Raw genomic sequence first — 24,616 nt, forward strand, 5'->3', positions numbered from 1 at the left:
GGCACGGGATCGCCGGACCGTGTCCCGGCGCGCCGTGGGGCGAGGAGCGGACATGACCCGGATGCGGGGCCGACTGGTCGTGCTGCAGGTGCTGGTGGTGTCGTTGCTGGCGCTGCTGGCCGTACGGCTCTGGCAGGTGCAGGTGGTGCGGGGCGACGAGTTCGTGGTGGCCGCGACCGAGACGCGCACCCGCGACGTGGTGGTGCCGGCGGTGCGCGGGCAGATCCTCGACTCGGCCGGCCGGCCGCTGGTGCGCAACCGGACCAGGCTCGTGGTGTCGGTGGACCGGACGAGTCTCAACCGGATGGAGGGCAACGGCAGGGGCGTGATCCAACGGCTCGCCTCGGTGCTGGACCGCCGGCCCGCGGAGCTGCGCGAGCGCATCAGGGCGTGCGGGCCGGGGGTCACCAGGCCCTGCTGGCCCGGCTCGCCCTACCAGCCGATCCCGATCGACGACCACGTCACCACCCGCGAGGCCCTGCAGATCCTGGAGCGGCAGGAGGAGTTCCCCGGGGTCACCGCCGAGGTGCAGGCGGTGCGCGAATATCCGGGCAGCAGCGCGGGCGCGCAGGCGCTGGGTTACCTGCAGCCGATCACGCAGGCCGAGATGGACCGGCGGGCCGGGTCCAAGGCGGTCTTCTCCGGGGTGGACCTGGTCGGCCGGGACGGTCTGGAGTCGGTGTACGACAGTGCCCTGCGGGGGGTGCCCGGGATACGGCGGATGCAGGTCGACCGGCTCGGCAAGGTGATCGGGGTGGAGCGGCAGGTGCCGCCGACGCCCGGCGACACGCTCATCACCAGCATCGACGCCAAGGTGCAGGCCGTGACGGAGAAGGCCCTGGCCGAGGCCATGAAGTCGGCGCCCACGGCCGACGGCGCGGCGGCGGTGGTCCTCGACGTGAAGACCGGCCGGGTGATCGCGCTGGCCAGCGCGCCGACCTACGACCCCAAGGTGTGGACCGGCGGCATCTCCGAGGCCGAATACCAGCGTCTGCTGTCCGGCAAGGTCGGCAAGCCGCTGGTGTCGCGGGCGATCAAGGGGGAGTTCGCGCCGGGCTCGACGTTCAAGGTGTCGTCGGTGGCGGCGATGCTCCGGGACGGCTACCCGCTCAACGGTCAATACGACTGCCCGGGCTCCTACATGGTGGGCAGCCGGCCGTTCAACAACTTCCGGGGCATCGGGCTCGGCACGCTCACCCTGCACACGGCGCTGGTGAAGTCCTGCGACACGATCTTCTACAGGGCGGCCTACGAGCAGTGGCTGCGCGACGGCGGGCTGAAGCCGAAGGCGAGGACCAAGGAGCCGATGGCGGCGATGGCGCGCGCCTTCGGGTTCGGCAGCCTGACGGGCGTCGACCTGCCGGGCGAGTCGGCCGGGCGGATCCCCGACCGGCAGTGGAAGAAGGACCTCTGGTCGGCCACCAAGGCCGACAACTGCAAACGGGCCAAGACCGGCTATCCGGAGGTGGCCAAGAGCGATCCCAGCCGGGCGGCCTTCCTCAAGCAGTTGGCGTACGAGAACTGCCTGGAGGGCTACCAGTGGCGTCCGGGTGACGCGGCCAACTTCTCCATCGGCCAGGGCGACGTCCTGGTGACCCCGTTGCAGCTCGCGGCGGCCTACGCGGCGCTGGTCGGGGACGGCAAGCTGCGCAGTCCCCGGCTCGGCTGGGCGCTGGTGCGGCCGGACGGCACCATGGTCAAGGAGATCAAGGTACCGGTGGTGCGGAAGCTGCCGATCTCGGCGAAGGAGCGGGCCTACATCAAGGGGGCGCTGAGCGACGTCCCCTCCGACGGTACGGCGGCCGGGGCCTTCGTCGGGTTCCCCATGGACAAGGTGAGGATCGGCGGCAAGACCGGCACCGCCGAGGTCTACGGCAAGGCCGACACGTCCTGGTTCGCCTCGTTCGCGCCGACCGACAAGCCGCGCTTCGTGGTCGTCGTCATGGTCTCCCAGGGCGGCATGGGCGCTCAGACGGCGGCTCCGGCCGCGCGGAAGATCTATGAGGGCATCTACGGCTTCACGCCCACGGGCGGGCAGACCAAGGCGGCACTGCCGGCCCACCGCCCCGCCGCCGAGCCGCCGATGATCAAACGGGACGGCACGGTGGCGCGATGAGCCGCACGACCACCGCGCACGGCGGTGCCCCGCTCCGCCCGGCGGCGCACGGCGGTGTTCTCCATGGCCCGGCGGCGCACGGCCGCGTTCTGCACGGTCCGGCGGCGCGCGGCGTTCTCCACGGTCCGGCGGTGGCGCGATGAGCCGGACGGTCGCCGCGCCGCGGAGGGGGTCCCTCACCCGCGGGGCAGTGGTGGCGACCTCGGCGGTGCGCCGCATGGACGGGGTGCTGCTGGTCGCCGTCGCGGCGCTGGCGGTGATCGGCACGATGCTGGTCTGGTCGTCCACCAGGACCTGGGCGCCCGGGTCCACCGGGCTGGTCAAGAAGCACATCCTCAACCTCTGCATCGGGACCGCGCTGACCGTCGCGGCGGCGATGGTCGACCACCGCAGGCTGCGGGCCTACGCGCCGCTGGTGTACGGCCTGTCCCTGCTCGGGCTGTTCCTGGTGATCACGCCGCTCGGCTCCACCGTGAACGGAGCCCACTCGTGGATCATGGTGGGCGGGGGGTTCGCCTTCCAGCCGTCGGAGTTCGCCAAGCTCGGCCTGGTGCTGATGCTCGCCATGCTGCTGGCCAAGCCCGCCGCCGGCACCGACCGGCCGCGCGGCCTGGACGTCGGGATAGCGCTGGTGGTGGGCGTCTTCACCATGGGGCTGGTGATGCTCCAGCCCGACCTGGGCACCACGATGGTCCTCGGGGTGATCACGGCCGCCGCGCTCGTCGTCGCCGGGGTCCGCAAACGCTGGATCGGCGGCCTCACCCTCGCCGTGGCCGGCGGGGCGGTGGCCGTGTGGTTCCTCGACGTGCTGGAGCCGTACCAGATCGCCCGGTTCACCGCCTTCCTCAACCCCGCCAGTGATCCGCGTGGCGTCGGCTACAACAGCACCCAGTCGCTGATCGCCATCGGCTCGGGGGAGCTGTTCGGCAAGGGCCTGTTCGACGGCGGTCAGACCACCGGCCGGTTCGTGCCCGAACAGCACACCGACTTCATCTTCACCGTGGCGGGGGAGGAGTTCGGCTTCCTCGGCTCGGTCACCGTGGTGGCCCTGCTCGGCGTGATCCTGCTGCGCGGGATGCGGATCGCGCGGGAGTGCGACGACCGGTTCGGCACGCTGACGGCCGGAGTGATCGTGTGCTGGCTGGCCTTCCAGTCGTTCGTCAACATCGGCATGACGATCGGGATCATGCCGATCACCGGTCTTCCACTGCCGTTCGTCTCCTATGGCGGCACGGCGACCTTCGCCAATATGATCGCCGTCGGCCTGCTCCAGGCCATCCACATCCGCGAACAATCGTTCTAGGCCCGACATGAGAGCCGCCCGCATGTCCGTGGCCCCGGATTCTCACTGGCGTCGCGGTGGTCAAGCGAACATTCTGGGAACGATGACGGAACTCGCGATGACGGAGGAGCCGTGACATCGGAGCTCGCCGAGCGGCAACGGGCACTGGAACTGCTGCGTACCGCGTTCCCCGACTATCGGATCGTCTTCAGCAAGGGCCGGTGGGCCGCGGTGTCGGCGGGCAGCCCGCCGGCGGTCTGGTTCGCCGAGACCCCGAGCAGCCTGTGCGGGCAGCTCTTCCAGGCCCAGCTCCGCAACGGCGGGACGGTCGGGCCCTTCGGGGAGGCCGGTTCATGAGGGGGTTCGGCCCGTGAGGGGAGTGCGCTTCATGAACATGAGGGGAGCGCGCCTCATGGCGGGGGCCCGCTCCCGCGCCGGCGGCGGACTCTCAGGTCCACCCGGTACCGGCCGGCGCACTAGCGTGGCGGCGACCCCTTCGGAGAACGGCCGGGAGAGCCGATGACCCAGAGTTCACGCCGTGGAGACCGCGCCGCGCTGGCCTGCGCGACGATCATCCGTAACCGGACGCTGGCTTCCGTGTCCGGTCCGCCGTCGGCGGCGGTGATCCAGCAGATGGTCGACGAGATCCATGCCTGCTGCCCGCAGCAGACCAGGTTCAAATGCCGCAGGCTCGCGCACGGCTGGACCGTGGAGGAGGCCATCGAGCACTTCCACGCCCTGTGCGACAGGGAGGGCGTCAAGCGGCGCGGGCTGACCGAGCGCTCCTGGCGGGAGTGGGAGGCCGGGGCGCGACCCGACCGGGACTACACGGACCTGCTGTGCCGCCTCTACGAGACCGGGCCCGTGCAGCTCGGCTTCGCCAACGACTACACCCCCGAGGAGCTGCGCTCCGTGCCGTCCGGGCCCCCCGCCCTGGACCTGATCTCGGCGGCGGCCGACGAGGCGGGCGCCCACGCCGAGGAGGCCGAGGCGAGCGAGCTGGGCTCGGGCGCGCTGGAGCGGCTGCGCACCCAGGTGATCTGGGTCGGCAAACGCTACGTCGCCGAGGCCCCGCTGCCGCTCTTCGTGGAGATGCGGGAACTGCAGGAACGGACCCGCAGGGCGCTGGACAAGCGCATCCACCCCGGGCAGGCCCGGGAGCTCTACTTCCTGACCGGCGCGCTGTGCGGGCTGATGGCCAACGTCAGCATGGACATGGACCGCCGGGTCCCCGCCGACACCCTCGCCCGGGCCGCCTGGACCTACGGCAAGGTGGCCGGGCACGCGCCGCTGATGGGCTGGGCGCGCGGGATGCAGGCCTCGGTGGCGCTGTGGGACCGGCGCTACAGCGACGCGGCCAGATACGCGGAGGAGGGGCTGACCTCGATGAGCGCGGGGTCCGGCGCCACCCGCCTGCACATGCTGCGGGCCCGCTCCTACGCGCTGATGGGCCGGGGCCGGGAGGCGGAGGAGGCGCTGCGCCGGGCGGCGGACGTCCGGGCGGCCGGGGCGGACGAGCTGCACGACGAGATCGCCGGAGAGTTCGCGTTCCGCCCGGCCAAGGAGCGCTACTACGCGGCGGTCACCCACCTGCATCTGGGCGCCTCGGCGGCGGCCATCGAGGCGGCGGGCGAGTCGCTGGCCCTGTACGCCGCCGGGGATCCGGAGAACCGCTCCTACGGGTGCGAGTCCATGGCCAGCGCCCACCTGGCGATCGCCCACCTCATGGAGGGCGACGCCGCGGGTGCGGAGGGCGCCATGGCGCCGATCCTCGCGCTCCCGCCCGACCGGCGCATCGGCAGCCTGGGCACGACCCTCAGCACGGGCCGCGCGCTGCTGTCGGCCAGACCCGGAGGAGCGCACATGGCCAGACAGATCGAGAGTTTCTGCGCCGTCGGCCTCCCCCAGCAGGCCCGGCACGCGATCTCGGACAGGAGCGGACGATGACCATTGCCGCCGGAAACCCGCTCCTCACCCGGGCGGCCGCGGCGCTCGGCCACACCAGCCGGGAGGCCGGGCTGGACAGCACCGGTTTCACGTTGCTGCGCGACTTCGCCAACACCGTCTACCACCTGCCCGCCGAGCGGGTGGTGGTACGGCTGGCGCAGGCGACCACGCCGGGCAAGTTCGACCGGCTGGTGACCTCGGTCCGGGTCACCCGCTGGCTGGCCGAGCAGGGCTTCCCCACCATCCGGCCGCTGGAGGAGATCAAGCAGCCGGTCGTCGCGGAGGGTTTCCTGGCGACCTTCTGGCACCACGAGGAGCACATCGGGCCGCCGCCCGACCCGGCGCAGCTCGGCCCGCTGCTGCGCAGGCTGCACGACCTGCCGCCGGTGCCGTTCGAGCTGCCGACCCACGACCCCTTCGGGGCGGTGCGCCGGGCGATCCTGGCCGGCCGCACGCTCGACGACGACGACCGCGCCTGGCTGCTCGGGCGCTGCGACACACTCGCCGAGACCTACTACGAGCGGCTGGAGTTCGCCCTGCCGTACGGGCTGACGCACGGCGACGCCCACCGCGGGAACATGATCCGGACGCGTGACGGGTTCCTGCTGTGCGACTGGGACGGGGTGTGCGCGGGGCCGCGGGAGATCGATCTGATCCCGACCCTGCAGGGGGTCCGGTTCGGGCTCACCGAGCGGCAGCGGTCCAATTTCAGCGAGGCCTACGGCTATGACGCGACGCGCTGGGAGGGCTATCCGGTGCTGCGCGACATGCGCGAACTGCAGACTCTCACCGCCGTGCTCCGCAACGCCCACCGTGACCGCCGGGCCGGCGAGGAGCTGCGGCACCGGCTCGACTCGCTGCGGGCGGGGGACGACCGCCTGTGGCACCCGTTCTAGCCGGATAGGCTTGACGCATGTCTGTCGAGTCGCTGTTTCCCCGCCTGGAAGCGCTTCTGCCCAGAGTGCAGAAGCCGATCCAGTATGTCGGAGGTGAGCTCAACTCGACCGTTAAGAACTGGGACGAGACCACGGTCCGCTGGGCCCTGATGTACCCGGACGCCTACGAGGTGGGCCTGCCCAACCAGGGCGTCCAGATTCTCTACGAGATCCTCAACGAGATGCCCGAGACGCTGGCCGAGCGGACCTACGCGGTCTGGCCCGATCTTGAGGCGCTCATGCGGTCCGAGGGCGTTCCCCAGTTCACGGTCGACGCCCACCGGCCGGTGCGGGCGTTCGATGTGTTCGGGCTGTCGTTCTCCACCGAGCTCGGCTACACCAACATGCTCACCGCGCTGGAGCTGGCGGGCATCCCGCTGGAGGCGGCCGACCGGGGCGACGACGATCCGATCGTCCTCGCGGGCGGCCACGCGGCCTTCAACCCGGAGCCGATCGCCGACTTCATCGACGCCGCGGTGCTGGGCGACGGAGAGCAGATCGCCATCGCGATCACCGAGGTCATCCGTGAGTGGAAGGCCGAGGGCTCGCCCGGCGGACGCGACGAACTGCTGATGCGGCTGGCCGAGTCCGGCGGGGTCTACGTGCCCAGGTTCTACGACGTCGACTACCACGCCGACGGCCGGATCCGGCGTGTCGCGCCCAACCGGTCGGGCGTGCCGTGGCGGATCCACAAGCACACGGTCATGGATCTGGACGAGTGGCCCTATCCGAAGAAGCCGCTGGTCCCGCTGGCCGAGACCGTGCACGAGCGGTTCAGCGTGGAGATCTTCCGCGGCTGCACCCGCGGCTGCCGGTTCTGCCAGGCCGGAATGATCACCAGGCCGGTCCGGGAGCGTTCGATCACCACGATCGGCGACATGGTCGACGCGGGCGTCAAGGCGTCCGGCTTCAACGAGGTCGGGCTGCTGTCGCTGTCGTCGGCCGACCACTCCGAGATCGGTGACATCGCCAAGGGCCTGGCCGACCGTTACGAGGGCACCAACACCTCGCTGTCGCTGCCCTCGACCCGGGTCGACGCCTTCAACATCGACCTGGCCAACGAGTTCTCCCGCAACGGCCGCCGCTCGGGCCTGACGTTCGCCCCGGAGGGCGGCTCCGAGCGGATGCGCAAGGTGATCAACAAGATGGTCACCGAGGAAGACCTGATCCGGACCGTCACCACCGCCTACACCCAGGGCTGGCGGCAGGTGAAGCTCTACTTCATGTGCGGCCTGCCCACGGAGGAGGACGCCGACGTCCTGGGCATCGCGGACCTGGCCAAGAAGGTCATCAAGGCGGGTCGCGAGGCCACCGGGTCGCGTGACGTCCGCTGCACGGTCTCCATCGGCGGTTTCGTGCCCAAGCCGCACACCCCGTTCCAGTGGGCGGCCCAGGCCGCCCACGAGACGGTGGACCACCGGCTCAAGGCGTTGAAGGACGCCCTGCGCGGTGACCGGGAGTACGGCAGGGCCATCGGCCTGCGCTACCACGACGGCAAGCCCTCGATCGTGGAGGGCCTGCTCTCCCGGGGCGACCGCCGGGTGGGCAAGGTCATCCGGGCCGTCTGGGAGGACGGCGGCCGGTTCGACGGCTGGAGCGAGCACTTCTCCTACCAGCGCTGGATGGACGCCGCGGCCAAGGTCGGCGTCGACGTCGACTGGTACACCACGCGCGAGCGCGAGGAGAACGAGGTGCTGCCCTGGGACCACCTCGACGCCGGTCTCGACCGCGAATGGCTCTGGCAGGACTGGCAGGACGCCGTCAGCGACGTCGAGGTCGAGGACTGCCGCTGGACCCCGTGCTACGACTGCGGCGTCTGCCCCACCATGGGCACCGAGATCCAGATCGGGCCGACGGGGAAGAAGCTGCTGCCACTGACGGTTGTCTGAGATAGGCCGTGCGTGAGCACGGCCTATCCTGAACTGACGACCACGACTTGGGAAGGACGACACCACCCTGAAACCCGCTCCTGATGGGCCTCCGCCCGCGCCCGTGGTGCAGCGCCTGCGTGTCCGCTACGCCAAGCGCGGACGCCTGCGCTTCACCAGCCACCGTGACATCTCCCGGGCCGTGGAACGCGCGGTCCGGCGTGCCGACGTGCCGGTGGCGTTCAGCGCGGGCTTCTCACCCCACCCCAGAATCTCCTACGTGGGCGCGGCCGCACCCACCGGAGTCGCCAGCGAGGCCGAATACCTCGAGATCGCCGTGACGCGCGAGTGTGACCCCGGCCGGCTCCATGCCGCCCTGGACACCTCGCTCCCGCACGGTCTCGACGTGCTCGACGTCGTCGAGGCGGGCACCGGGAGCCTGGCCGACCGGCTGGAGTGCTCTGCGTGGGAGGTGCGGCTCCCGGAGGCCGACCCCGCCCTCGCCGGGGTGGCGGTCGAGCGGTTCCTCACCACCGAGCGAGTCGAGGTGGAGCGCCTCACCAAGAAGGGGCCGCGCCGCTTCGACGCGCGTGAGGCGGTGCTGAGCCTCGGGGTTATTGAGGGAACTGAGACAACAGCAGGTCAGGCGTCCAGTCAGCCATGTGTCATACTTCGCATGGTTGTACGGCACGCAACTCCTGCCGTTCGACCCGACGACGTTCTTACTGGACTGCGACTTGTGGCTGACTTCGCGCCGCCGGTGCCCCCCGAGGTGACCAGGCTGGCGCAGGGACCGCTGGACGTGCGCACCGGTAAGCCCGCCGATCCGTTCGACCTTGACCGCGACACTACGCGCGGCGGCGAAACGGAACCGGTGGGCCCGTACGTCGGCGGCGACCTATAGGACTTGGCGCCGGGCCCAGGCTCGGCGTACAGCGAGAGACGAGAGCTCCTGTGCGGCGCGGAGACGCGCCCGGGAGCTGACGGGAGAGCGCCCGCATGCTCGACAACGAGCCCAACGTCGGGGCCAATGGCCCCGGCGGGGATATGACAGAACAGACACAGCCGACACGCCGTCGGCGGGCCGCAAGCCGGCCCGCCGGGCCTCCGCCGGAGGAGCCGGAGACCGCCCCGCCGGTGGCGGCGGCCGTGGAGCGGCCTTCCGCGCCGGAGGCGCCGGAGCCGGAGGCCCCGGCGGCGGTGACCACGGCGCCAGAGCCGGAAGCGGTCCAGGAGACGGCGCCCGAGCCGGAGGCGGCTCAGGAGGCGGCGCCCAAGCGCGCCACCCGACGCAAGGCGGCCACGACCGCCGCCACGACCACCACCCGGCGCAGCCGCGCCAAGAAGGCGGAGCCCGAGCCGGCCCCCGAGGCCGCCGCGCCCGCCGCGGAGGAGGCCCCCGCGCCGGTGGCGCAGGACAGCCCCGCGCCGGCCGCCGAGCCGGCGGCGGAGGAGGCGCCCGCGCCGGTCAAGCGCAGCCGTACCCGCAAGAAGGCCGTCCAGCAGGAGGCGCCGCCGGTCGAGGCGGAGCCGATCGTCGACATCAGCACGGCCGAGGCCGAGGAGGTCGCGGCGGCGCTGCTGCTGACGATGCCCGCCGACGAGGCGCTGGACGACGAGCCCGCCGGTGAAGATGTCACCGAAGAGCGGCCGGGGCTGTTCGTCGACCCGTTCGGGCTGTCGGTCCAGGACCGCGCCGAGGTCCCCTCGGTGACCTTCCAGGCGCCGGCGGCGGTGTTCCAGCCGCTGTTCCAGGCACCCGATCCCTACCGGGCCGAGCAGCCCGCCGTCCGTCCGGCCCCGGCGCAGCAGCCTGTGGCGCAGCCCGAGCCGGAGCCCGCCGAGGTCGAGGCGGAGACCGCCGAGGAGCCCGAGGACGACGACACCGACGGCGACGACGAGGCCGGTGGCCGCCGTCGCCGCCGCCGCAGGGGCGGCCGCGGCCGGGGCAAGACGCGTGAGCTGGACGAGACCGAGGACGACGATTCCGAGCAGTCCGAGGACACGGCGGCGCCCGAGGCCGAGCACGACGAGGACGCGGAGGGCGGCAGCTCCCGCCGCCGTCGCCGTCGCCGCCGCAGGGGCACCGAGGAGGCGGGCGAGGTCCAGGACGATCCGCCGAACACGGTGGTCCGGATCCGCGCGCCCCGCGCCGGGCGCAGCACCTCGGCGGACGAGGTGCAGAGTGTGCGCGGCTCGACCCGCCTGGAGGCCAAGAAGCAGCGCCGCCGGGAAGGCCGCGAGCTCGGCCGGAGGCGTCCGCCGATCATCACCGAGTCGGAGTTCCTGGCCCGCCGGGAGTCCGTCGAGCGCATGATGGTGGTGCGCCGCACCGGTGGCCGGACCCAGATAGCGGTGCTGGAGGACGGCGTCCTCGTCGAGCACTACGTCAACCGTGAGGCGAGCCAGTCCTACGTGGGCAACGTCTACCTCGGCAAGGTGCAGAACGTGCTGCCGAGCATGGAGGCGGCGTTCGTCGACATCGGCAAGGGCCGCAACGCGGTGCTGTACGCCGGTGAGGTCAACTTCGACACCGCCGGGCTGGAGGGCCAGCCCAAGCGGATCGAGGTGGCGCTGAAGTCCGGCCAGTCGGTGCTGGTGCAGGTCACCAAGGACCCGATCGGGCACAAGGGCGCCCGACTCACCTCGCAGATCAGTCTCCCCGGCCGTTACCTGGTCTACGTGCCCGACGGCTCGATGACCGGCATCAGCCGCAAGCTCCCCGACAAGGAGCGCACCCGCCTCAAGAGCATCCTGAAGAAGGTGATGCCGGAGAACGCCGGGGTCATCGTCCGCACGGCCGCCGAGGGCGCGTCGGAGGAGGAGCTCGGCCGTGACGTGGCCAGGCTGTCGGCCCAGTGGGAGAACATCCAGCGCAAGGCCAAGTCGGCCAGCGCGCCGGAGCTGCTGTCCTCCGAGCCCGACCTGACCGTCCGGGTGGTCCGTGACGTCTTCAACGAGGACTTCACCTCGCTGGTCGTGGCGGGCGACGTGTGGGAGACGGTCGACGAATACGTCCGCTATGTCGCTCCGCACCTGGCCGACCGGCTCTCCCGGTGGGAGGACGGCAGTGACGTCTTCGCCGCCTACCGGATCGACGAGCAGATCGCCAAGGCGATGGAGCGCAAGGTCTGGCTGCCCAGCGGAGGTTCGCTGGTGATCGACCGGACCGAGGCCATGACCGTGGTCGACGTCAACACCGGCAAGTTCACCGGCCAGGGCGGAAACCTCGAGGAGACCGTCACCCGCAACAACCTGGAGGCGGCCGAGGAGATCGTCCGCCAGCTCAGGCTGCGGGACATCGGCGGCATCATCGTCATCGACTTCATCGACATGGTGCTGGAGAACAACCGCGATCTGGTGCTGCGGCGGCTGCTGGAGTGCCTGGCCCGTGACCGGACCAAGCACCAGGTCGCCGAGGTCACCTCCCTCGGTCTGGTGCAGATGACGCGTAAGCGGGTCGGACAGGGCCTCCTGGAGGCCTTCTCCACCGTCTGCGAGTGCTGCAACGGCCGCGGTCTGCACGTCTCGGCCGAGCCGGTCGAGAGCAAGCCGGAGCCGCGTGGCACCCAGGGCAAGATGGCCGTGGAGAAGGCGGTCGCCGAGAAGCTCGGCAAGGACGCCGGCCACGCTGTTGCGGCCAGTGACCAGTCTGGCCGTGATACGGTGACCGATGCGCTTGACGACGTCCCGACCGAGGACGCGCAAGGCATACAGGCTTCCGGCCGGGGGCGGCGACGCTCCCGCAAGGCCAAGTCGGCCGAATAGGTCGGCAACCAGGCAAGGCCCCGCCGGCCGTCAGGCCGGCGACCGCCGACGTTCCGCCCGGTTCGACCAGGACACCGGTAATCCGGTACCCTGGTGAACCGGTGCGCTCATGGCGCGCCCTGTTCGCGCGCCTACCCGGTTCGTCGGTCAACCAAGTGACCATAGCCGGATGCGGGGCGCAGCATCCAGCGAGCAAGTAGTCAGAAGAAGGGTTCCGCGGTGTACGCGATCGTTCGTTGCGGCGGCAGGCAGCAGAAGGTCTCCGTCGGTGACGTCCTCGAGGTGGACAAGGTCGCCGGCGAGGTCGGTTCCACGGTTTCGCTGCCGACGGTGCTCGTCGTCAACGATGGCGACGTGACCACCGAGACGGGCAAGTTCACGGTTGCCGCCGAGATTCTCGGCGAGACCAAGGGTCCGAAGATCCGGATCCTGAAGTACAAGAACAAGAGCGGCTACAAGAAGCGCCAGGGTCACCGCCAGCGTTACACGCAGGTGAAGATCACCGGCATCAACCAGGCCTGAGTTTCGGGAGTTTTGCGAGATGGCACACAAGAAGGGCGCGTCGTCCACTCGGAACGGCCGTGACTCCAACGCCCAGCGGCTCGGTGTGAAGCGCTTCGGCGGCCAGCTGGTCAACGCCGGCGAGATCATCGTCCGCCAGCGTGGCACCCACTTCCACCCGGGCGACAACGTCGGCCGCGGTGGCGATGACACGCTGTTCGCGCTGGCCGCCGGTCACGTGCAGTTCGGTGTCAAGCGCGGTCGTCGCGCGGTGAGCATCGTCCCGGTCGCGGAGTAGATCCGCACCGACAGACGTTAACGGCAGGGGTGGATCGCATGGCGCGGTCCGCCCCTGTTGGTGTTGTAAGCGGGTATTTCCGCAGATGGGGGTAGGAGGGCAGACATGCCGGACTTTGTGGACCAGGTGGTCCTGCACATCAAGGCCGGTGACGGGGGACATGGCTGCGCCTCTGTGCATCGGGAGAAGTTCAAGCCGCTGGGCGGCCCCGACGGCGGCAACGGCGGCCGCGGCGGCGACGTGATCCTGGAGGTCGACCCCAACACGGCCACGCTGCTGGAGTATCACCGCCGCCCGCACCGCAAGGCCGACAACGGCAGGCAGGGCTCGGGCGCCAACCGCGACGGCGCCAACGGCGGTGACATCATCCTCTCGGTCCCCGACGGCACCGTGGTCAAGGACGCCCAGACCGGTGAGGTCCTGATCGACCTGATCGGCGCCGGCACCCGCTACGTGATCGCCGAAGGCGGGCACGGCGGGCTCGGCAACGCCGCCCTGGCCACCGCCAAGCGCAAGGCCCCCGGCTTCGCGCTGCTCGGCGAGCCCGGCGACGAGCTCGATGTGATGCTGGAGATGAAGAGCGTCGCCGACGTGGCGCTGGTGGGCTTCCCGAGCGCGGGCAAGTCCTCCCTCATCGCGGCGCTCTCCGCGGCCCGGCCGAAGATCGCCGACTACCCGTTCACCACCCTGGTGCCCAACCTCGGCGTGGTGACCGCCGGTGACACCGTCTTCACCGTCGCCGACGTGCCCGGCCTCATCCCGGGCGCCTCGGAGGGCAAGGGGCTGGGCCATGAGTTCCTGCGCCACGTCGAACGGTGCAACACGCTCGTCCACGTGATCGACTGCGCCACCATGGAGCCCGGCCGCGACCCGATCAGCGACTACGAGGCGATCGAGGCCGAGCTGAGGGCCTACGGCAAGCTGGAGGACCGGCCACGCCTGGCCGTGCTCAACAAGGCCGACGTGCCCGACGCCCGCGAGCTGGCCGACATCGTCCGGCCGATGCTCGAGGAGCGGGGCATGCGGGTCTTCTCGATCTCCGCGGCCACTCACGAGGGCCTCAAGGAGCTGACCTACGCCATGGGCGAGATGGTCGCCGCGGCCCGGGCCGCCGCGCCTGTGGTCGAGCCGACCCGCCTGGTCATCAAGCCCCGGCAGCTCGGCGACGCGGGCTTCACCGTGCGCCGGGTCGACGACAACACCTTCCAGGTCACCGGGGTCAAGCCGGAGCGGTGGATCCGCCAGACCGACTTCACCAACGACGAGGCCGTCGGCTACCTGGCCGACCGGCTGGAGCGGCTCGGGGTCGAGGAGGAGCTCACCAAGGCCGGGGCCACGGCCGGGGCCGAGGTGGTCATCGGGTCCATGGAGAACGGCTACATCTTCGACTGGCAGCCGACCCTCAACGCCGAGGCCGTGCACCAGGGGCCGCGCGGCTCGGACAACCGGCTCGGATGACCTGCCCTCCCCCGAAGACCCCGTGAATGAAGACCCTGCGAAAGGTGCCTGTCGTGGACTCTGTGCGCGATCGGATCCGTACGGCCTCACGCCTCGTCGTGAAGGTGGGTTCGTCCTCGCTCACCACCCCGCAGGGGATGATCGACGTCGACCGGGTGGACGCCCTGGTCGACGTGCTCGCCGCCCGGCGCGGGACCGGCACGCAGGTCGTGCTGGTCTCCTCCGGCGCGATCGCGGCCGGTCTCGGCCCGCTGGGCCTGGCCAGCCGGCCGCGTGACCTGGCCACCCAGCAGGCCGCCGCCTCGGTCGGCCAGGGGGTGCTGGTCGCCCGATACACCTCCTCCTTCGCCCGTTACGGCCTGCGCGTCGGCCAGGTGCTGCTGACCGCCGACGACATGATGCGCCGCTCGCACCACGTCAACGCCCAGCGGACGCTGGGCCGGCTGCTGGAGCTGGGCATCGTCCCGGTGGTCAACGAGAACGACACCGTGGCCACCGACGAGATCCGCTTCGGCGACAACGACCGGCTCGCCGCCCTGGTCGCCCACCTGACCCGTGCCGACGCGCTGGTGCTGCTGTCGGACGTGGACGCCCTCTACGACGGCGATCCGCGCCGTCCCGGCGCGCGCCGGCTGGGCGACGTGCGCGGTCCGGACGACCTGGTCGGGGTGGAGCTGGGCAAGGGCGGCGCGGTCGGCACCGGCGGGATGGTCACCAAGGTGCAGGCGGCCAGGATCGCCACCGGGGCCGGTGTGCCCGTGGTCCTGACCGCCGCCGCGCACGCCGCACAGGCCCTGGCGGGTGTCGACATCGGCACCTGCTTCCACCCGGACGGCCGCCACCCGGGCACCCGCCTGCTCTGGCTGGCCCACGCCACCACCGGCCGCGGCCGGCTCCATCTGGACCACGGCGCGGTCGAGGCCGTGGTGGGCCGCCGCAAGTCGCTGCTGCCCGCCGGGGTGACCGCCGTGGAGGGGGAGTTCGCCGCCGGAGACCCGGTGGACCTGTGCGGGCCGCTCGGCGGGGTGCTCGCCCGCGGCCTGGTCAACTTCGACGCCGGGGAGATCCCGGAGCTGCTGGGCCGCTCCACCCGTGAGCTGGCCGCCAGCCTCGGTCCGGAATATGAACGTGAGCTGATCCACCGTGACGACATCGTCATACTGGAGTCTCACCACTAGTTCATTGGAGCGCGAGATGTCCGAGGACTTCCTGAAGGTAGCCCTGGCGGCTAAAGAGGCCGCCGCCGAGCTGGCCCCGCTGCCGAGGGCCCCGAAGGACGCCGCGCTCCGCGTGATCGCCGACGCGTTGGTGGCCCGGTCCGCCGAGATCGTCCAGGCCAACGCGCTCGACGTGGAGCGGGCCCGGGAGAGCGGCACCTCCGATTACATGATCGACCGGCTCCGGCTCGACGAGGCCCGTGTCGCCGCCATCGCGGAGGCGGTCCGCCAGGTCGCCGACCTGCCCGACCCGGTGGGCGAGGTGATCCGGGGCAACACGCTGCCCAACGGGTTGGAGCTGCGCCAGCTCCGGGTGCCGCTGGGCGTGATCGGCATCATCTACGAGGGCCGTCCCAACGTGACCGTGGACGCCGCGGCGCTCTGCCTGAAGAGCGGCAACGCCACGCTGCTGCGCGGCTCGTCCAGCGCCTACGAGTCCAACACGGTCCTCGTCAAGGTCATGCAGGACGCGCTGGCGGGCACCGAGGTCCCGGCCGGGGCGGTGCAGCTGGTCCCCGGCCTGACCCGCGACTCGGTCAAGGAGCTCATGCGGGCCCGCGGCCTGGTCGACGTGCTGATCCCGCGCGGTGGGGCCTCACTGATCAACTCGGTGGTCGAGGAGTCGACGGTCCCGGTCATCGAGACCGGCGTGGGCAACTGCCACGTCTACGTCGACGCCGACGCCGACCAGGACCTGGCGATCGAGATCCTGCTCAACTCCAAGGTCCAGCGGCCCTCGGTGTGCAACGCGGCCGAGACGTTCCTGGTGCACGTGGCCGTGGCCGACGCCTTCGTGCCGCGCGCGCTGGCCGCGCTGGCCGCCGAGGGGGTGACGGTGCACGGCGACGCCCGGATCGCGGCCTACGGCGAGGTGGTGCCGGCCGGCGAGGACGACTTCGGCGCCGAATACCTCTCGCTGGACATCGCCGCCGCCGTCGTCGACTCGCTGGAGGACGCGGTCGCGCACATCAGGAAATACGGCTCGGGCCACACCGACGCGATCGTCACCCGCTCGGTCGGCGCCTCCCGCAGGTTCGTCGCGCTGGTCGACTCCGCGGCCGTGGCGGTCAACGCCTCGACCCGCTTCACCGACGGCGGCGAGTTCGGCTTCGGCGCGGAGATCGGCATCTCCACCCAGAAGCTGCACGCGCGCGGTCCGATGGGCCTGCCCGAGCTGACCTCCACCAAATGGGTCTACACCGGCGAGGGCCATCTGCGCACCGGCACGGGCACGGTCGTCGCCTCCCGTGGAGCCGGTGACAAGTAGGAGCCGCCGCCGCGGGCGTCTCCGGTGTCATGGCCGGACGGGGCGCCGGCCTCACCCGCACCCGTCCTCGCCGCCGGGGCGTCCGCGGGCCGTCCTGACCGACGTCACGCCGGGCCGGTCGTCCGGGGAGGGCCGCCCGGGACCGGCCGCTCGGGGCGGGCCGCCGTCCGGGGCCGGGTGGTGCTCCCGCCTCCACGGGCGGCTCCCGCGGTGAGGCCGGTGCTCCGGCGTTCCGTGGCCGACCCGGTCCGGCATCTGTCCGGTCACCGAATGTAGTAGCGTGTCGCTCCAGGTAATCGAAGCCCCTTGTGGTTTGACTGGGCTTCATGGAAATCGTGGTCGCATTCCTGTTTGTCAGCCTTGTGCTGCTCACGCTCGACAGGATGATGCTGTGGCTGGAGCGCCGGGGGCATGTGAACTGGCGGCGCACCGGCCGCCGGAGCCTGTCGGCCGAGCCCACGGTTGAGCTGGACAGCCTGCTGGCGGCCCCCTCCCACGAGAGCGCGCACCGGCCATGAGGCGGGCCCTCTACGACCTGGCCGCGCTGATCGCGCGGCTCGTCCTCGGCGTGATCTTCATCGCGCACGGCTGGCAGAAGCTCAGCGCCGGGGGTGTCGAGGCCACCGCCACCATGTTCGCCTCGGCGGGGGTCCCGCTGCCCAGGGTGGCCGCCGCGTTCGCCATCGTCGTCGAGTTCGGCGGCGGGGTCCTGCTCATCCTGGGACTGCTGACCCCGCTCGTCGGCCTCCTGATCGCCGCCGACATGCTCGGCGCGTTCTTCTTCGTCCACTCGCGTGCCGGAGTGTTCGTCACCGAGGGCGGGTTCGAGCTGGTCGGGGCCCTGGGCTCGGCCGCCCTGCTGCTGGCCGCGGGGGGAGCGGGCCGGATCAGCCTGGACCACCTGATCTTCGGCCGCCGGAGGGAGGCGCGCCGCCGGGCGGAGAACGTCCCGGCGTACGTCCCGCCCATCGCGGCCGAGCCGCTGCGGCCGGTCCCGCCCGCCGCCGCCCAGCCGCCGGCGCAGCCCCCCACGGCCGAGCCCCAGCCGCCCACGCCGCCCGGCGAGCCCCAGCCGCCCGCCCCGCCCGGCGGCGAGCCCCGCCCCGGGCCGCCGGACTCCGGGCCCCCGCCACGCTGATCTTCCAGCGGTACGGCGCGCCGCCGGATATTCGTCACACCTGCCCGCTATGGTGTTGTCTCCTATGGCTGGAGGGCAGGGGAGCGAGCGCAAGCGAGCGACCCGATAGGCACAGCGGTCTTGGACCCATGTGGCCGACGCGGGAGGTCACGTGGGTCGTCTCGGGCGAGTCGGCCCCTATACGTTGGTAGAGCGCCTCGGCCGGGGCGGCATGGGCGAGGTCTACCTCGCCACCAGCCGCCGGGGGGAGAACGTGGCGCTCAAGATGCTCCACGACGTCGTCGACGCCGACTCGGAGGCCCGAATACGGCTCGAGCGCGAGGTCCGCGCGCTCCGCAGGGTCGAGAGCCCCTACGTCGCCCGGGTCGTCGACGCCGACCTCGCCTGCGAACGGCCCTACATGGTCATGGAGCACATCGAGGGGGAGACCCTCTTCGACCGCGTACGGCGCGGCGGCCCGCTCAAGGGGGCCGCCCTGATCTCCCTCGCCCAGGGCCTGGCCACCGCGCTGTCGATCATTCACGCGGCCGGGGTCGTCCACCGCGACCTCAAACCCGCCAACGTGCTGGTCAACGCCGGAGACGAGCCCGTCCTGATCGACTTCGGCATCGCCCAGGTCCTGGACGCCACCCGGCTCACCCTGACCGGCACCTTTCTCGGCACTCCGAGCTACGCCGCCCCCGAGCTGTTCGTCGACGAGCCCGTGGGCGAGCCCGCCGACGTGCACGCCTGGGCGGCCACGGTGGCCTTCGCCGCGACCGGGCGCCCCACCTTCGGCCGGGGCACGGTCGAGGCGCAGATGTACGCCATCCTCAACGGCCAGGCCGACCTGGCGGGCATCCCCGCCGCGCTGCTCCCGCTGATCCGCGCCGCCCTCCACCGCGAGGCGGCCAAACGCCCTACCGCGGCCCTGCTCGCCGCCAGGTTGGCCCGGCTGGCCCGTGCGGTCTCGCCCGAGCCGGCGCCCGCGGCGGCCCGGCCGGCGGGGGAGAAGGCCGCTCCGGCCACGTCCAGGAGGCCGGAGGCACGGACCAGGTCCGGGGCCAAGACGGAGGAGCCCCCGCGCGGCGGCCGGCCGGCCGTCAGGACGGGTGAGGCCGACCGCGGGGCGCGTCCGGCCGCGGCCGGGGAGGCTTCCCCGCGCGGCGGCCGGTCGGCCGCCCTCACCGGTGAGCCGTCCCGGGGGGCGCGGCCGGCCGCCGGGGCGGACGGGTCCGCGCGCCCGGCCGCGGGCGGCGACGGGACGTCCCGGGGCGGCCGGCCGGCCGCCCCGGCGGGGGAGCCCTCCCGGGCGGCCCGGCCCGCGTCCGGCGGGACGGGGGGCAAGCCCGCCCGGGGGACGCCCAAAGGACGGCAGGTCGACGGCGCGCCGGCCTCGGAGGCCATGGGCGCCGGCAGGGCGGGGCCGCTGCCGACGGGGAGCGCCGCGCTGATCCTGCTGGCCGTGCTGGCCGTGCCGTGCGTGGTGGCCACGGTGATCTGGCCGCTGGCGACCTTCGCGGTCACCGGGTTCTTCGCCGTCCTGGCCCGTGCGATCTGGGCCGGGCACTGGGCGGTCAAGAAGCGCAAGTCGGCCAGGGTCCGGGGCCTGCTGCGCGTGGTGAGCTTCCCGCTGACCTTCACGATGTCGCTGCTGACCGCGCTGGCCTGGCCGGGGCTGCCCGCGGCGGGGCTCGCGGGCCTGGCGCTGTGGCTGGTCCTCGGCGCGTCGCTGCCGCCGGAGTGGTGGCTGCGCCCCGCCCCCGTCGCGGTCGCGGGCATCGTGTTCGGCGTCGTCTGCGGCGGGATCATCGGCCGAGAGGTCGAGCGGATCAGCGCGGAGATCCCTGAACTCCGCAAGGAGGGACTGCGGGCGCTCGCCGTGCTGGGCGGGTTCGTCGCGCTGTGCGCGGCGGCGGTGCGCGGGATCGCCCTCCTGGTCTGAGAGCCGGCGCCCGTCGCCGGCCGAGCGGTGTTCTTCTCACCAGAAAGGTCCAGAAGATGATCTTCTGGACCTTTTCTGAGGCTCGGCCTAGTTGCCGTCGCGGCGGGAGAAGCGGTTGAAGATGCGCTCTCCGGCGTTGACCGCGCCCTCGGCCACGTCACGCAGGACGCCGATGAAAGGGTCCTGCGACTGCGACCAGGACTCGCGGTAGGAGCGGGCGGCGGCCTTGACCTCCTCGGAGATCTTGGCGTTGGAGTCGTCGGCGCGGCGGGGGTAGGTGCCGCCGAGGATCGTCTCGTATTCGCCGCCGCGGCGCCACTTGTCCAGCTCGGCGACCCGGGAGACCGCGAACGGGTGGGTGGTGCCCAGCAGGTTGAGGACCTTGAGCAGGCCGTCGCGGACGTCGCCCGCCGTGTCGTATTCGCGCGCCTGGTCGAGGAACGCCTCGATGTTCATCTCGTGCAGGCGCGACCCGCCGGCGAGCTTCATCAGCGCGCGCAGCGCGGCGTCGGTGTCCTGGCCGCAGAGCAGGCCGCCGCGGTCGGCCGACAGCTCGGACTTGCGGTGCCACTCCTCCAGACCCGCGACGATCGCGCGCAGACCGATGTAGCCGAGTGGGATCCAGGCCACGCGGGTGGCCAGGCGGGTGAGGATGTCGAGCATGGTGCGGTAGACCGCGTGGCCGGACAGGATGTGCGCGGTCTCGTGGCCGATGACGAAGCGCTGCTCCTCCTGGTCCATCAGGTCGAGCAGGCCGGTGGAGACGACGATGAAGGGATCGTCGAAGCCGATCGCCTTCGCCTGGACCTGCGGGCTCTGCTGGACGTAGACCTCGGGGATGCGGTGGAGGTCGAGCGTGTAGGCGGCGTCGCGGCCCATGTCGTGCAGGGCACGGAACTGGGTCTCGCTGGTGCGCACGGCCGAGGCGAGGTAGATCAGGCGCAGGCGGCGCTCGCTGATCAGGCCGGACATCTGCTTGAGCACCGTGTCGAATCCGCTGAGTGAGCGCAGGGCGACCAGCGCGGACCGGTCAGCGGGATGTTCGTAGGCACGTGAGCTGATGCCGGGGAGTTGCACGCGGTTGCGATCCGGGGTGGTGGTCATGTCCGGCATGCTACGTCGGGTGCGCCTGGCACGCGCGGGGGGCGGGCAAAAGCTGAGTACGGCTTGCGCGTATGGTCCCTTCCATGATGAACGCGCCTACCGGCCAGGGGAAGCGACGTCTGGGCGTCATGGGCGGCACCTTCGACCCGATCCACCACGGGCACCTGGTCGCCGCCAGCGAGGTCGCGCACCACTTCGACCTCGACGAGGTGGTCTTCGTGCCGACCGGGCACCCGTGGCAGAAGGCCGACAAGACGGTCTCCGCGCCTGAGGACCGGTATCTGATGACGGTCATCGCGACCGCCTCCAACCCGCGCTTCTCGGTCAGCCGCGTGGACATCGACCGTCCGGGCCCGACCTTCACCATCGACACCCTGCGGGAGATCGCCGCCGCCTGGGGGCCGGACGTGGAGCTGTACTTCATCACCGGCGCCGACGCCCTCGCCCAGATCCTGAGCTGGCGAGACGTCGACGAGCTGTTCACCATCGCCCACTTCGTCGGCGCCACCCGGCCCGGCCACGTCCTGCACGACCCGGGGCTGCCGGAGGGCAGAGTCAGCCTGCTGGAGATCCCGGCGCTGGCCATCTCGTCCTCGGAGTGCCGGGAACGGGTCGCCTCCGGGCAGCCCATCTGGTATCTCGTGCCGGACGGTATCGTTCAGTACATCAACAAGCGCGGTCTTTACCGCTACGTGAGCCCCTGATCGGACCGCCAATTCGTTTGCGGAGCGGAATCGGGTGGCACACGATAGGCGTTGTATCTGTGGTGCCCTCATCGGGCATCCGATCGGGCACCCTGATAGGTGACAGCGCCGACTACAGGAGGACTAACCGACACCGTGACCGCAACCGACAGATCCGTCCAGCTCATCAGGCTCGCCGCCGAGGCCGCCGCCGACAAGCTGGCCGATGACATTCTCGCCTACGACGTGAGCGAGCAGCTCGTCATCACCGACGCCTTCCTGCTCTGCTCCGCCACCAACGACCGTCAGGTCCGCGCCATCGTCGACGAAATCGAAGACCGGCTCCGGATCGAGGCCGACGCCAAGCCCGTCCGCCGCGAGGGTGAGCGCGAGGGTCGCTGGGTCCTGCTGGACTACGTCGACATCGTCGTCCACGTCCAGCACGAGGAGGACCGCACCTTCTACGCTCTCGAGCGCCTGTGGAAGGACTGCCCCTCCATCGCCCTGCCCGACAGCGTGACCCAGGTCGCCGCCCAGCGCGCCCGCCAGGCGGTAACTGAGTGAGCCGCCGGGTCGTCTGCCTGAGGCATGGCCAGACGCTCTGGAACGTCGAACGCCGCTTCCAGGGCCACAGCGACATACCGCTGGACGAGACCGGTATGGCGCAGGCGGCCCGCGCCGCCTCGCTGCTCGCCGCCCTCCGCCCCAGCATGATCGTCTCCTCGGACCTCCAGCGGGCCGTGGACACCGCCTCGGCACTGGGGCGGATCACCGGCCTGAACGTGGCCGTGGACAAGGATCTGCGCGAGCGCGGGGGCGGCGAGTGGGAGGGGCTCACCCGCGAGGAGATCTCCGCGGGCTGGCCCCGGGAGTTCGCCGACTGGGAGGCCCCGGGCGGCGAGCACGTCACCGACGTCGCCAAGCGGGTGTCGACGTCGGTCCGCCGCTGGGCGGCCGAGCTCGACCCCGACGGTCTGCTGGTGGTCGCCTCCCACGGGGCGGCGCTCCGCCTCGGCATCGCCAGCCTGCTGGGCCTGCCCGAGGAGCTCTGGTCGGCCCTCGGCGGCCTGGGAAACTGCTCGTGGTCGGTGCTGGAGGAGGGCCGCAAGGGCTGGCGCCTGCTGGAGCACAACGCCGGCACCCTACCCGAGCCGGTCAAGAGCGACGACAGTCCCGAGGCCACGAACGCCTGACTCCCCGGCGAGGCTTGCGCCCGGGGATGACGGGCGCGAGCCGTACGGCCGTCGATTAGGTGAACACGCGGTTGTCCCTATATGCTTCCGAAGCGCCGCAACGAGAGCACTCGGAGCGGTGACCAGGGGCTATGGCGCAGCTGGTAGCGCGCCTCCATGGCATGGAGGAGGTCTGGGGTTCGAATCCCCATAGCTCCACAGCAGGTCCGTTCCTGGGACGGCCTGAAGGGAGTCGAGATCCCGCCTGATCATCTTGATCAGGCGGGATCTTGTCGTTCTCAGGCATGTGCGGCCGCCGGTGAGTCCCTCCAAGCGCGTGGGACGGTCGTGGCGGAGGGTGCGGGCAGGGTGCGGGCCTCCGCGGAACCCGGCGGTTCGATCAACGGGTCTGCCGGAAGGCGGGCCAGGCCATGGCGACGAATGAGGCGAGAACGACGCTGACCAGCAGCCGCTGGACCAGGCCCGCGATGCCGTGGCCGGCCCCCTCTACGGTCGGCTCGAACGTCAGGAAGAACCCGACGACCAGGGCCAGGATCACCGGGCTGGCGACGAGCAGCCACAGGCCCAGGCGCCGGTGGCGCCGGGTGGTCCGGAACAGCGAGCCGGCGACGAGGAAGCTGGCTACGGGGACCCCGGCGGCGAGGAGGAATCCGATGGAGTGCGGCACCATCGCCTCGAGATCGAAGACGCCGTCGATGATCATCCCGACTGGTGTGGCGGCGAGCAGGACCGCGCACGTCATGCGCGCCGTCCGCCGACGCTGTGTGTCGACGGTCATGGCGATGCCGGCGACCCCGGCGAGCAGCATGACTCCGCCGACGACGAAGGCCGCGTTCATGAAGGGCGCCGTGTCGCCCAGCCCCAGGCCGCTGATCGGTTGGGCGATGGGCGAGTAGGGCTCGATCCGGGCGCCGAAGATCGGGTAACCGGTGCTGAGCGAGCCGAGGATCAGCCAGGCGAGTGTGAACAGTGTCGGTCCGGCGATGGCGCCGAGCGCGAGCCATCGAGCCATGGTCGAGGTCGAGGTCGAGGTGATCGGGGGCGAGGTGGTCATGGGCCTGTGCCGCCTTTCAGCTGTTGAGTCCGCTCAAGCAGGGCCCGTGGCCGGAGCCCAGGGCTCTTGGCTGCCCGGGGGAGGGCCGGTCCGGGTCTCCCGAGGGCCCGGTGGATCCGGGTCGGGCGTGGATGGCGCCGCCGACGGCTTCCCGGCCGGACCGGCGACAGCGATCTTCACGAGAACCTTCCAGACGTCATTGCGGGTCGAAGATTTTGTGCCACGACGAGATGTAGTCCGGCTGCTCGAGCGCCGGAACGAGCCGGGTGACGAAGCGGTGCTCGGCCTCCAGCAGCGCGAGGCGGTACTCCTCCTCCACCAGGAACACCCAGGGCAGGCCGCCGCCGGTGGCGGCCCGCACCCTCTCGCGGATCCCGCCGATCTCGGTGACCAGCGCTTGTGAGCGCCGTTCGAGCAGCTCGGCGGCCTCTGCGGGCGGAAGCACGCTCAGCAGCGACAGCGCCACGCCGAAGTGCGGATACTCCTCTCGGGGGGTGGCGACCAGCTCGCGCAGCCAGTCGTAGAGCTCGTGCCGGCCCTCATCGGTGATCGAATACACCGTGCGCTCCGGCCGCTCGGTGTCTCGTACGGTCTCCTGCTCGGCGATGAACCCCGCCTTGGTCAGCTGCCGCACCACCATGTACAGCGATCCCCGGTTGTAGTTGAAGCTCCGATCCTTGTCGGTCTCCTGCAGCCGCCGGCCGAGCTCGTAGGGATGCATCGGCTCCATCAGCAGGAACGCCAGCACCGCCAGGGCCAGCGGGTTGGACACCTTGCGCCGCTTGTCCATCGCGACCTCTCTAGTTGATATCAACTATCCATAGCTATTTAGTTGATGTCAACTATATGGCTCAGCCGGGTTA

At 71.5% G+C, this 24,616-nt stretch carries 22 protein-coding genes and 1 tRNA gene; 20 read left to right on the forward strand and 3 right to left on the reverse strand.

The features are described from left to right. Positions 1-52 precede the first annotated feature (52 nt). The 16 genes from mrdA (at position 53) to J2S55_RS27085 (ending at position 19,719) form a co-directional block, all read left to right on the forward strand. On the forward strand, positions 53-2,116 hold the full coding sequence (gene mrdA / locus J2S55_RS27010; protein ID WP_306866397.1) for a penicillin-binding protein 2: 2,064 nt from the start codon (positions 53-55) through the stop codon (positions 2,114-2,116). Positions 2,117-2,255: 139 nt separating this feature from the next. After that, complete coding sequence (gene rodA / locus J2S55_RS27015) at positions 2,256-3,419, forward strand: rod shape-determining protein RodA (RefSeq protein WP_306866400.1); 1,164 nt, start codon at positions 2,256-2,258, stop codon at positions 3,417-3,419. Between the two features lie 111 nt (positions 3,420-3,530). Then, the gene (locus tag J2S55_RS27020) at positions 3,531-3,755 is read left to right on the forward strand and encodes a hypothetical protein (RefSeq protein WP_306866403.1); all 225 of its coding nucleotides are present in this window, start codon (positions 3,531-3,533) and stop codon (positions 3,753-3,755) included. Between the two features lie 162 nt (positions 3,756-3,917). Next, positions 3,918-5,345: a hypothetical protein gene (locus tag J2S55_RS27025; protein WP_306866408.1), complete on the forward strand. Its 1,428-nt coding sequence runs from the start codon at positions 3,918-3,920 to the stop codon at positions 5,343-5,345. Further along, positions 5,342-6,241 carry a phosphotransferase family protein gene (locus tag J2S55_RS27030; RefSeq protein WP_306866411.1) on the forward strand — a complete coding sequence of 300 codons (900 nt, stop codon included), beginning with the start codon at positions 5,342-5,344 and terminating at the stop codon, positions 6,239-6,241. The genes J2S55_RS27025 and J2S55_RS27030 overlap by 4 nt, the downstream gene beginning before the upstream one ends. 17 nt (positions 6,242-6,258) lie before the next feature. Next, positions 6,259-8,169 (forward strand): TIGR03960 family B12-binding radical SAM protein, encoded by a 1,911-nt coding sequence (locus J2S55_RS27035; protein ID WP_306866414.1) that lies wholly within the window; start codon positions 6,259-6,261, stop codon positions 8,167-8,169. Between the two features lie 106 nt (positions 8,170-8,275). Then, the gene (locus tag J2S55_RS27040; RefSeq protein ID WP_370879798.1) at positions 8,276-9,052 is read left to right on the forward strand and encodes a TIGR03936 family radical SAM-associated protein; all 777 of its coding nucleotides are present in this window, start codon (positions 8,276-8,278) and stop codon (positions 9,050-9,052) included. Positions 9,053-9,147: 95 nt separating this feature from the next. Then, positions 9,148-11,916, forward strand: a complete 2,769-nt coding sequence (locus tag J2S55_RS27045; protein WP_306866419.1) for an Rne/Rng family ribonuclease — start codon at positions 9,148-9,150, stop codon at positions 11,914-11,916. A gap of 219 nt (positions 11,917-12,135) precedes the next feature. Continuing rightward, positions 12,136-12,438: a 50S ribosomal protein L21 gene (gene rplU / locus J2S55_RS27050; protein ID WP_306866422.1), complete on the forward strand. Its 303-nt coding sequence runs from the start codon at positions 12,136-12,138 to the stop codon at positions 12,436-12,438. 19 nt (positions 12,439-12,457) lie between these two features. Beyond that, positions 12,458-12,715 carry a 50S ribosomal protein L27 gene (gene rpmA, locus J2S55_RS27055; RefSeq protein WP_012893687.1) on the forward strand — a complete coding sequence of 86 codons (258 nt, stop codon included), beginning with the start codon at positions 12,458-12,460 and terminating at the stop codon, positions 12,713-12,715. Positions 12,716-12,820: 105 nt separating this feature from the next. Further along, positions 12,821-14,173 carry a GTPase ObgE gene (gene obgE, locus J2S55_RS27060; protein WP_306866434.1) on the forward strand — a complete coding sequence of 451 codons (1,353 nt, stop codon included), beginning with the start codon at positions 12,821-12,823 and terminating at the stop codon, positions 14,171-14,173. Positions 14,174-14,199: 26 nt separating this feature from the next. Further along, positions 14,200-15,351, forward strand: coding sequence for a glutamate 5-kinase (gene proB, locus J2S55_RS27065; protein WP_306866436.1), 1,152 nt, complete (start codon positions 14,200-14,202; stop codon positions 15,349-15,351). A gap of 16 nt (positions 15,352-15,367) precedes the next feature. Next, entirely contained in the window at positions 15,368-16,657 is a 1,290-nt protein-coding gene (locus J2S55_RS27070) for a glutamate-5-semialdehyde dehydrogenase (protein ID WP_306866440.1), read from the forward strand. 326 nt (positions 16,658-16,983) lie between these two features. Continuing rightward, on the forward strand, positions 16,984-17,175 hold the full coding sequence (locus J2S55_RS27075) for a hypothetical protein (protein ID WP_306866443.1): 192 nt from the start codon (positions 16,984-16,986) through the stop codon (positions 17,173-17,175). Further along, complete coding sequence (locus tag J2S55_RS27080; protein ID WP_306866446.1) at positions 17,172-17,795, forward strand: DoxX family protein; 624 nt, start codon at positions 17,172-17,174, stop codon at positions 17,793-17,795. Before J2S55_RS27075 ends, J2S55_RS27080 begins: the two co-directional genes overlap by 4 nt. Before the next feature lie 151 nt (positions 17,796-17,946). Then, on the forward strand, positions 17,947-19,719 hold the full coding sequence (locus J2S55_RS27085; RefSeq protein WP_306866447.1) for a serine/threonine-protein kinase: 1,773 nt from the start codon (positions 17,947-17,949) through the stop codon (positions 19,717-19,719). 87 nt (positions 19,720-19,806) lie between these two features. Here J2S55_RS27085 and J2S55_RS27090 read toward each other — a convergent pair whose 3' ends face one another. Continuing rightward, positions 19,807-20,832 (reverse strand): M48 family metallopeptidase, encoded by a 1,026-nt coding sequence (locus J2S55_RS27090; RefSeq protein WP_306866450.1) that lies wholly within the window; start codon positions 20,830-20,832, stop codon positions 19,807-19,809. A gap of 74 nt (positions 20,833-20,906) precedes the next feature. Between J2S55_RS27090 and nadD the strand changes: the two genes are divergently transcribed. From nadD to J2S55_RS27110, 4 genes are all read left to right on the forward strand, one after another. Beyond that, complete coding sequence (nadD, locus tag J2S55_RS27095) at positions 20,907-21,527, forward strand: nicotinate-nucleotide adenylyltransferase (RefSeq protein WP_306866453.1); 621 nt, start codon at positions 20,907-20,909, stop codon at positions 21,525-21,527. Between the two features lie 135 nt (positions 21,528-21,662). Beyond that, on the forward strand, positions 21,663-22,070 hold the full coding sequence (gene rsfS / locus J2S55_RS27100) for a ribosome silencing factor (protein WP_306866456.1): 408 nt from the start codon (positions 21,663-21,665) through the stop codon (positions 22,068-22,070). Then, positions 22,067-22,699 carry a histidine phosphatase family protein gene (locus tag J2S55_RS27105; RefSeq protein WP_306866458.1) on the forward strand — a complete coding sequence of 211 codons (633 nt, stop codon included), beginning with the start codon at positions 22,067-22,069 and terminating at the stop codon, positions 22,697-22,699. The genes rsfS and J2S55_RS27105 overlap by 4 nt, the downstream gene beginning before the upstream one ends. 125 nt (positions 22,700-22,824) lie before the next feature. Beyond that, positions 22,825-22,897, forward strand: a tRNA-Ala gene (locus tag J2S55_RS27110). A 181-nt stretch (positions 22,898-23,078) separates the two neighbouring features. Here the strand turns inward: J2S55_RS27110 and J2S55_RS27115 are convergent. Both J2S55_RS27115 and J2S55_RS27120 read right to left on the reverse strand, forming a co-directional pair. Continuing rightward, positions 23,079-23,753, reverse strand: coding sequence for a DUF998 domain-containing protein (locus J2S55_RS27115; protein ID WP_306866461.1), 675 nt, complete (start codon positions 23,751-23,753; stop codon positions 23,079-23,081). A 196-nt stretch (positions 23,754-23,949) separates the two neighbouring features. Further along, positions 23,950-24,543 (reverse strand): PadR family transcriptional regulator, encoded by a 594-nt coding sequence (locus J2S55_RS27120; protein ID WP_306866464.1) that lies wholly within the window; start codon positions 24,541-24,543, stop codon positions 23,950-23,952. Positions 24,544-24,616 lie beyond the last annotated feature (73 nt).

Origin of the sequence: Streptosporangium brasiliense (genome assembly GCF_030811595.1) — a bacterium.
Taxonomy (GTDB): Bacteria; Actinomycetota; Actinomycetes; order Streptosporangiales; family Streptosporangiaceae; genus Streptosporangium; species Streptosporangium brasiliense.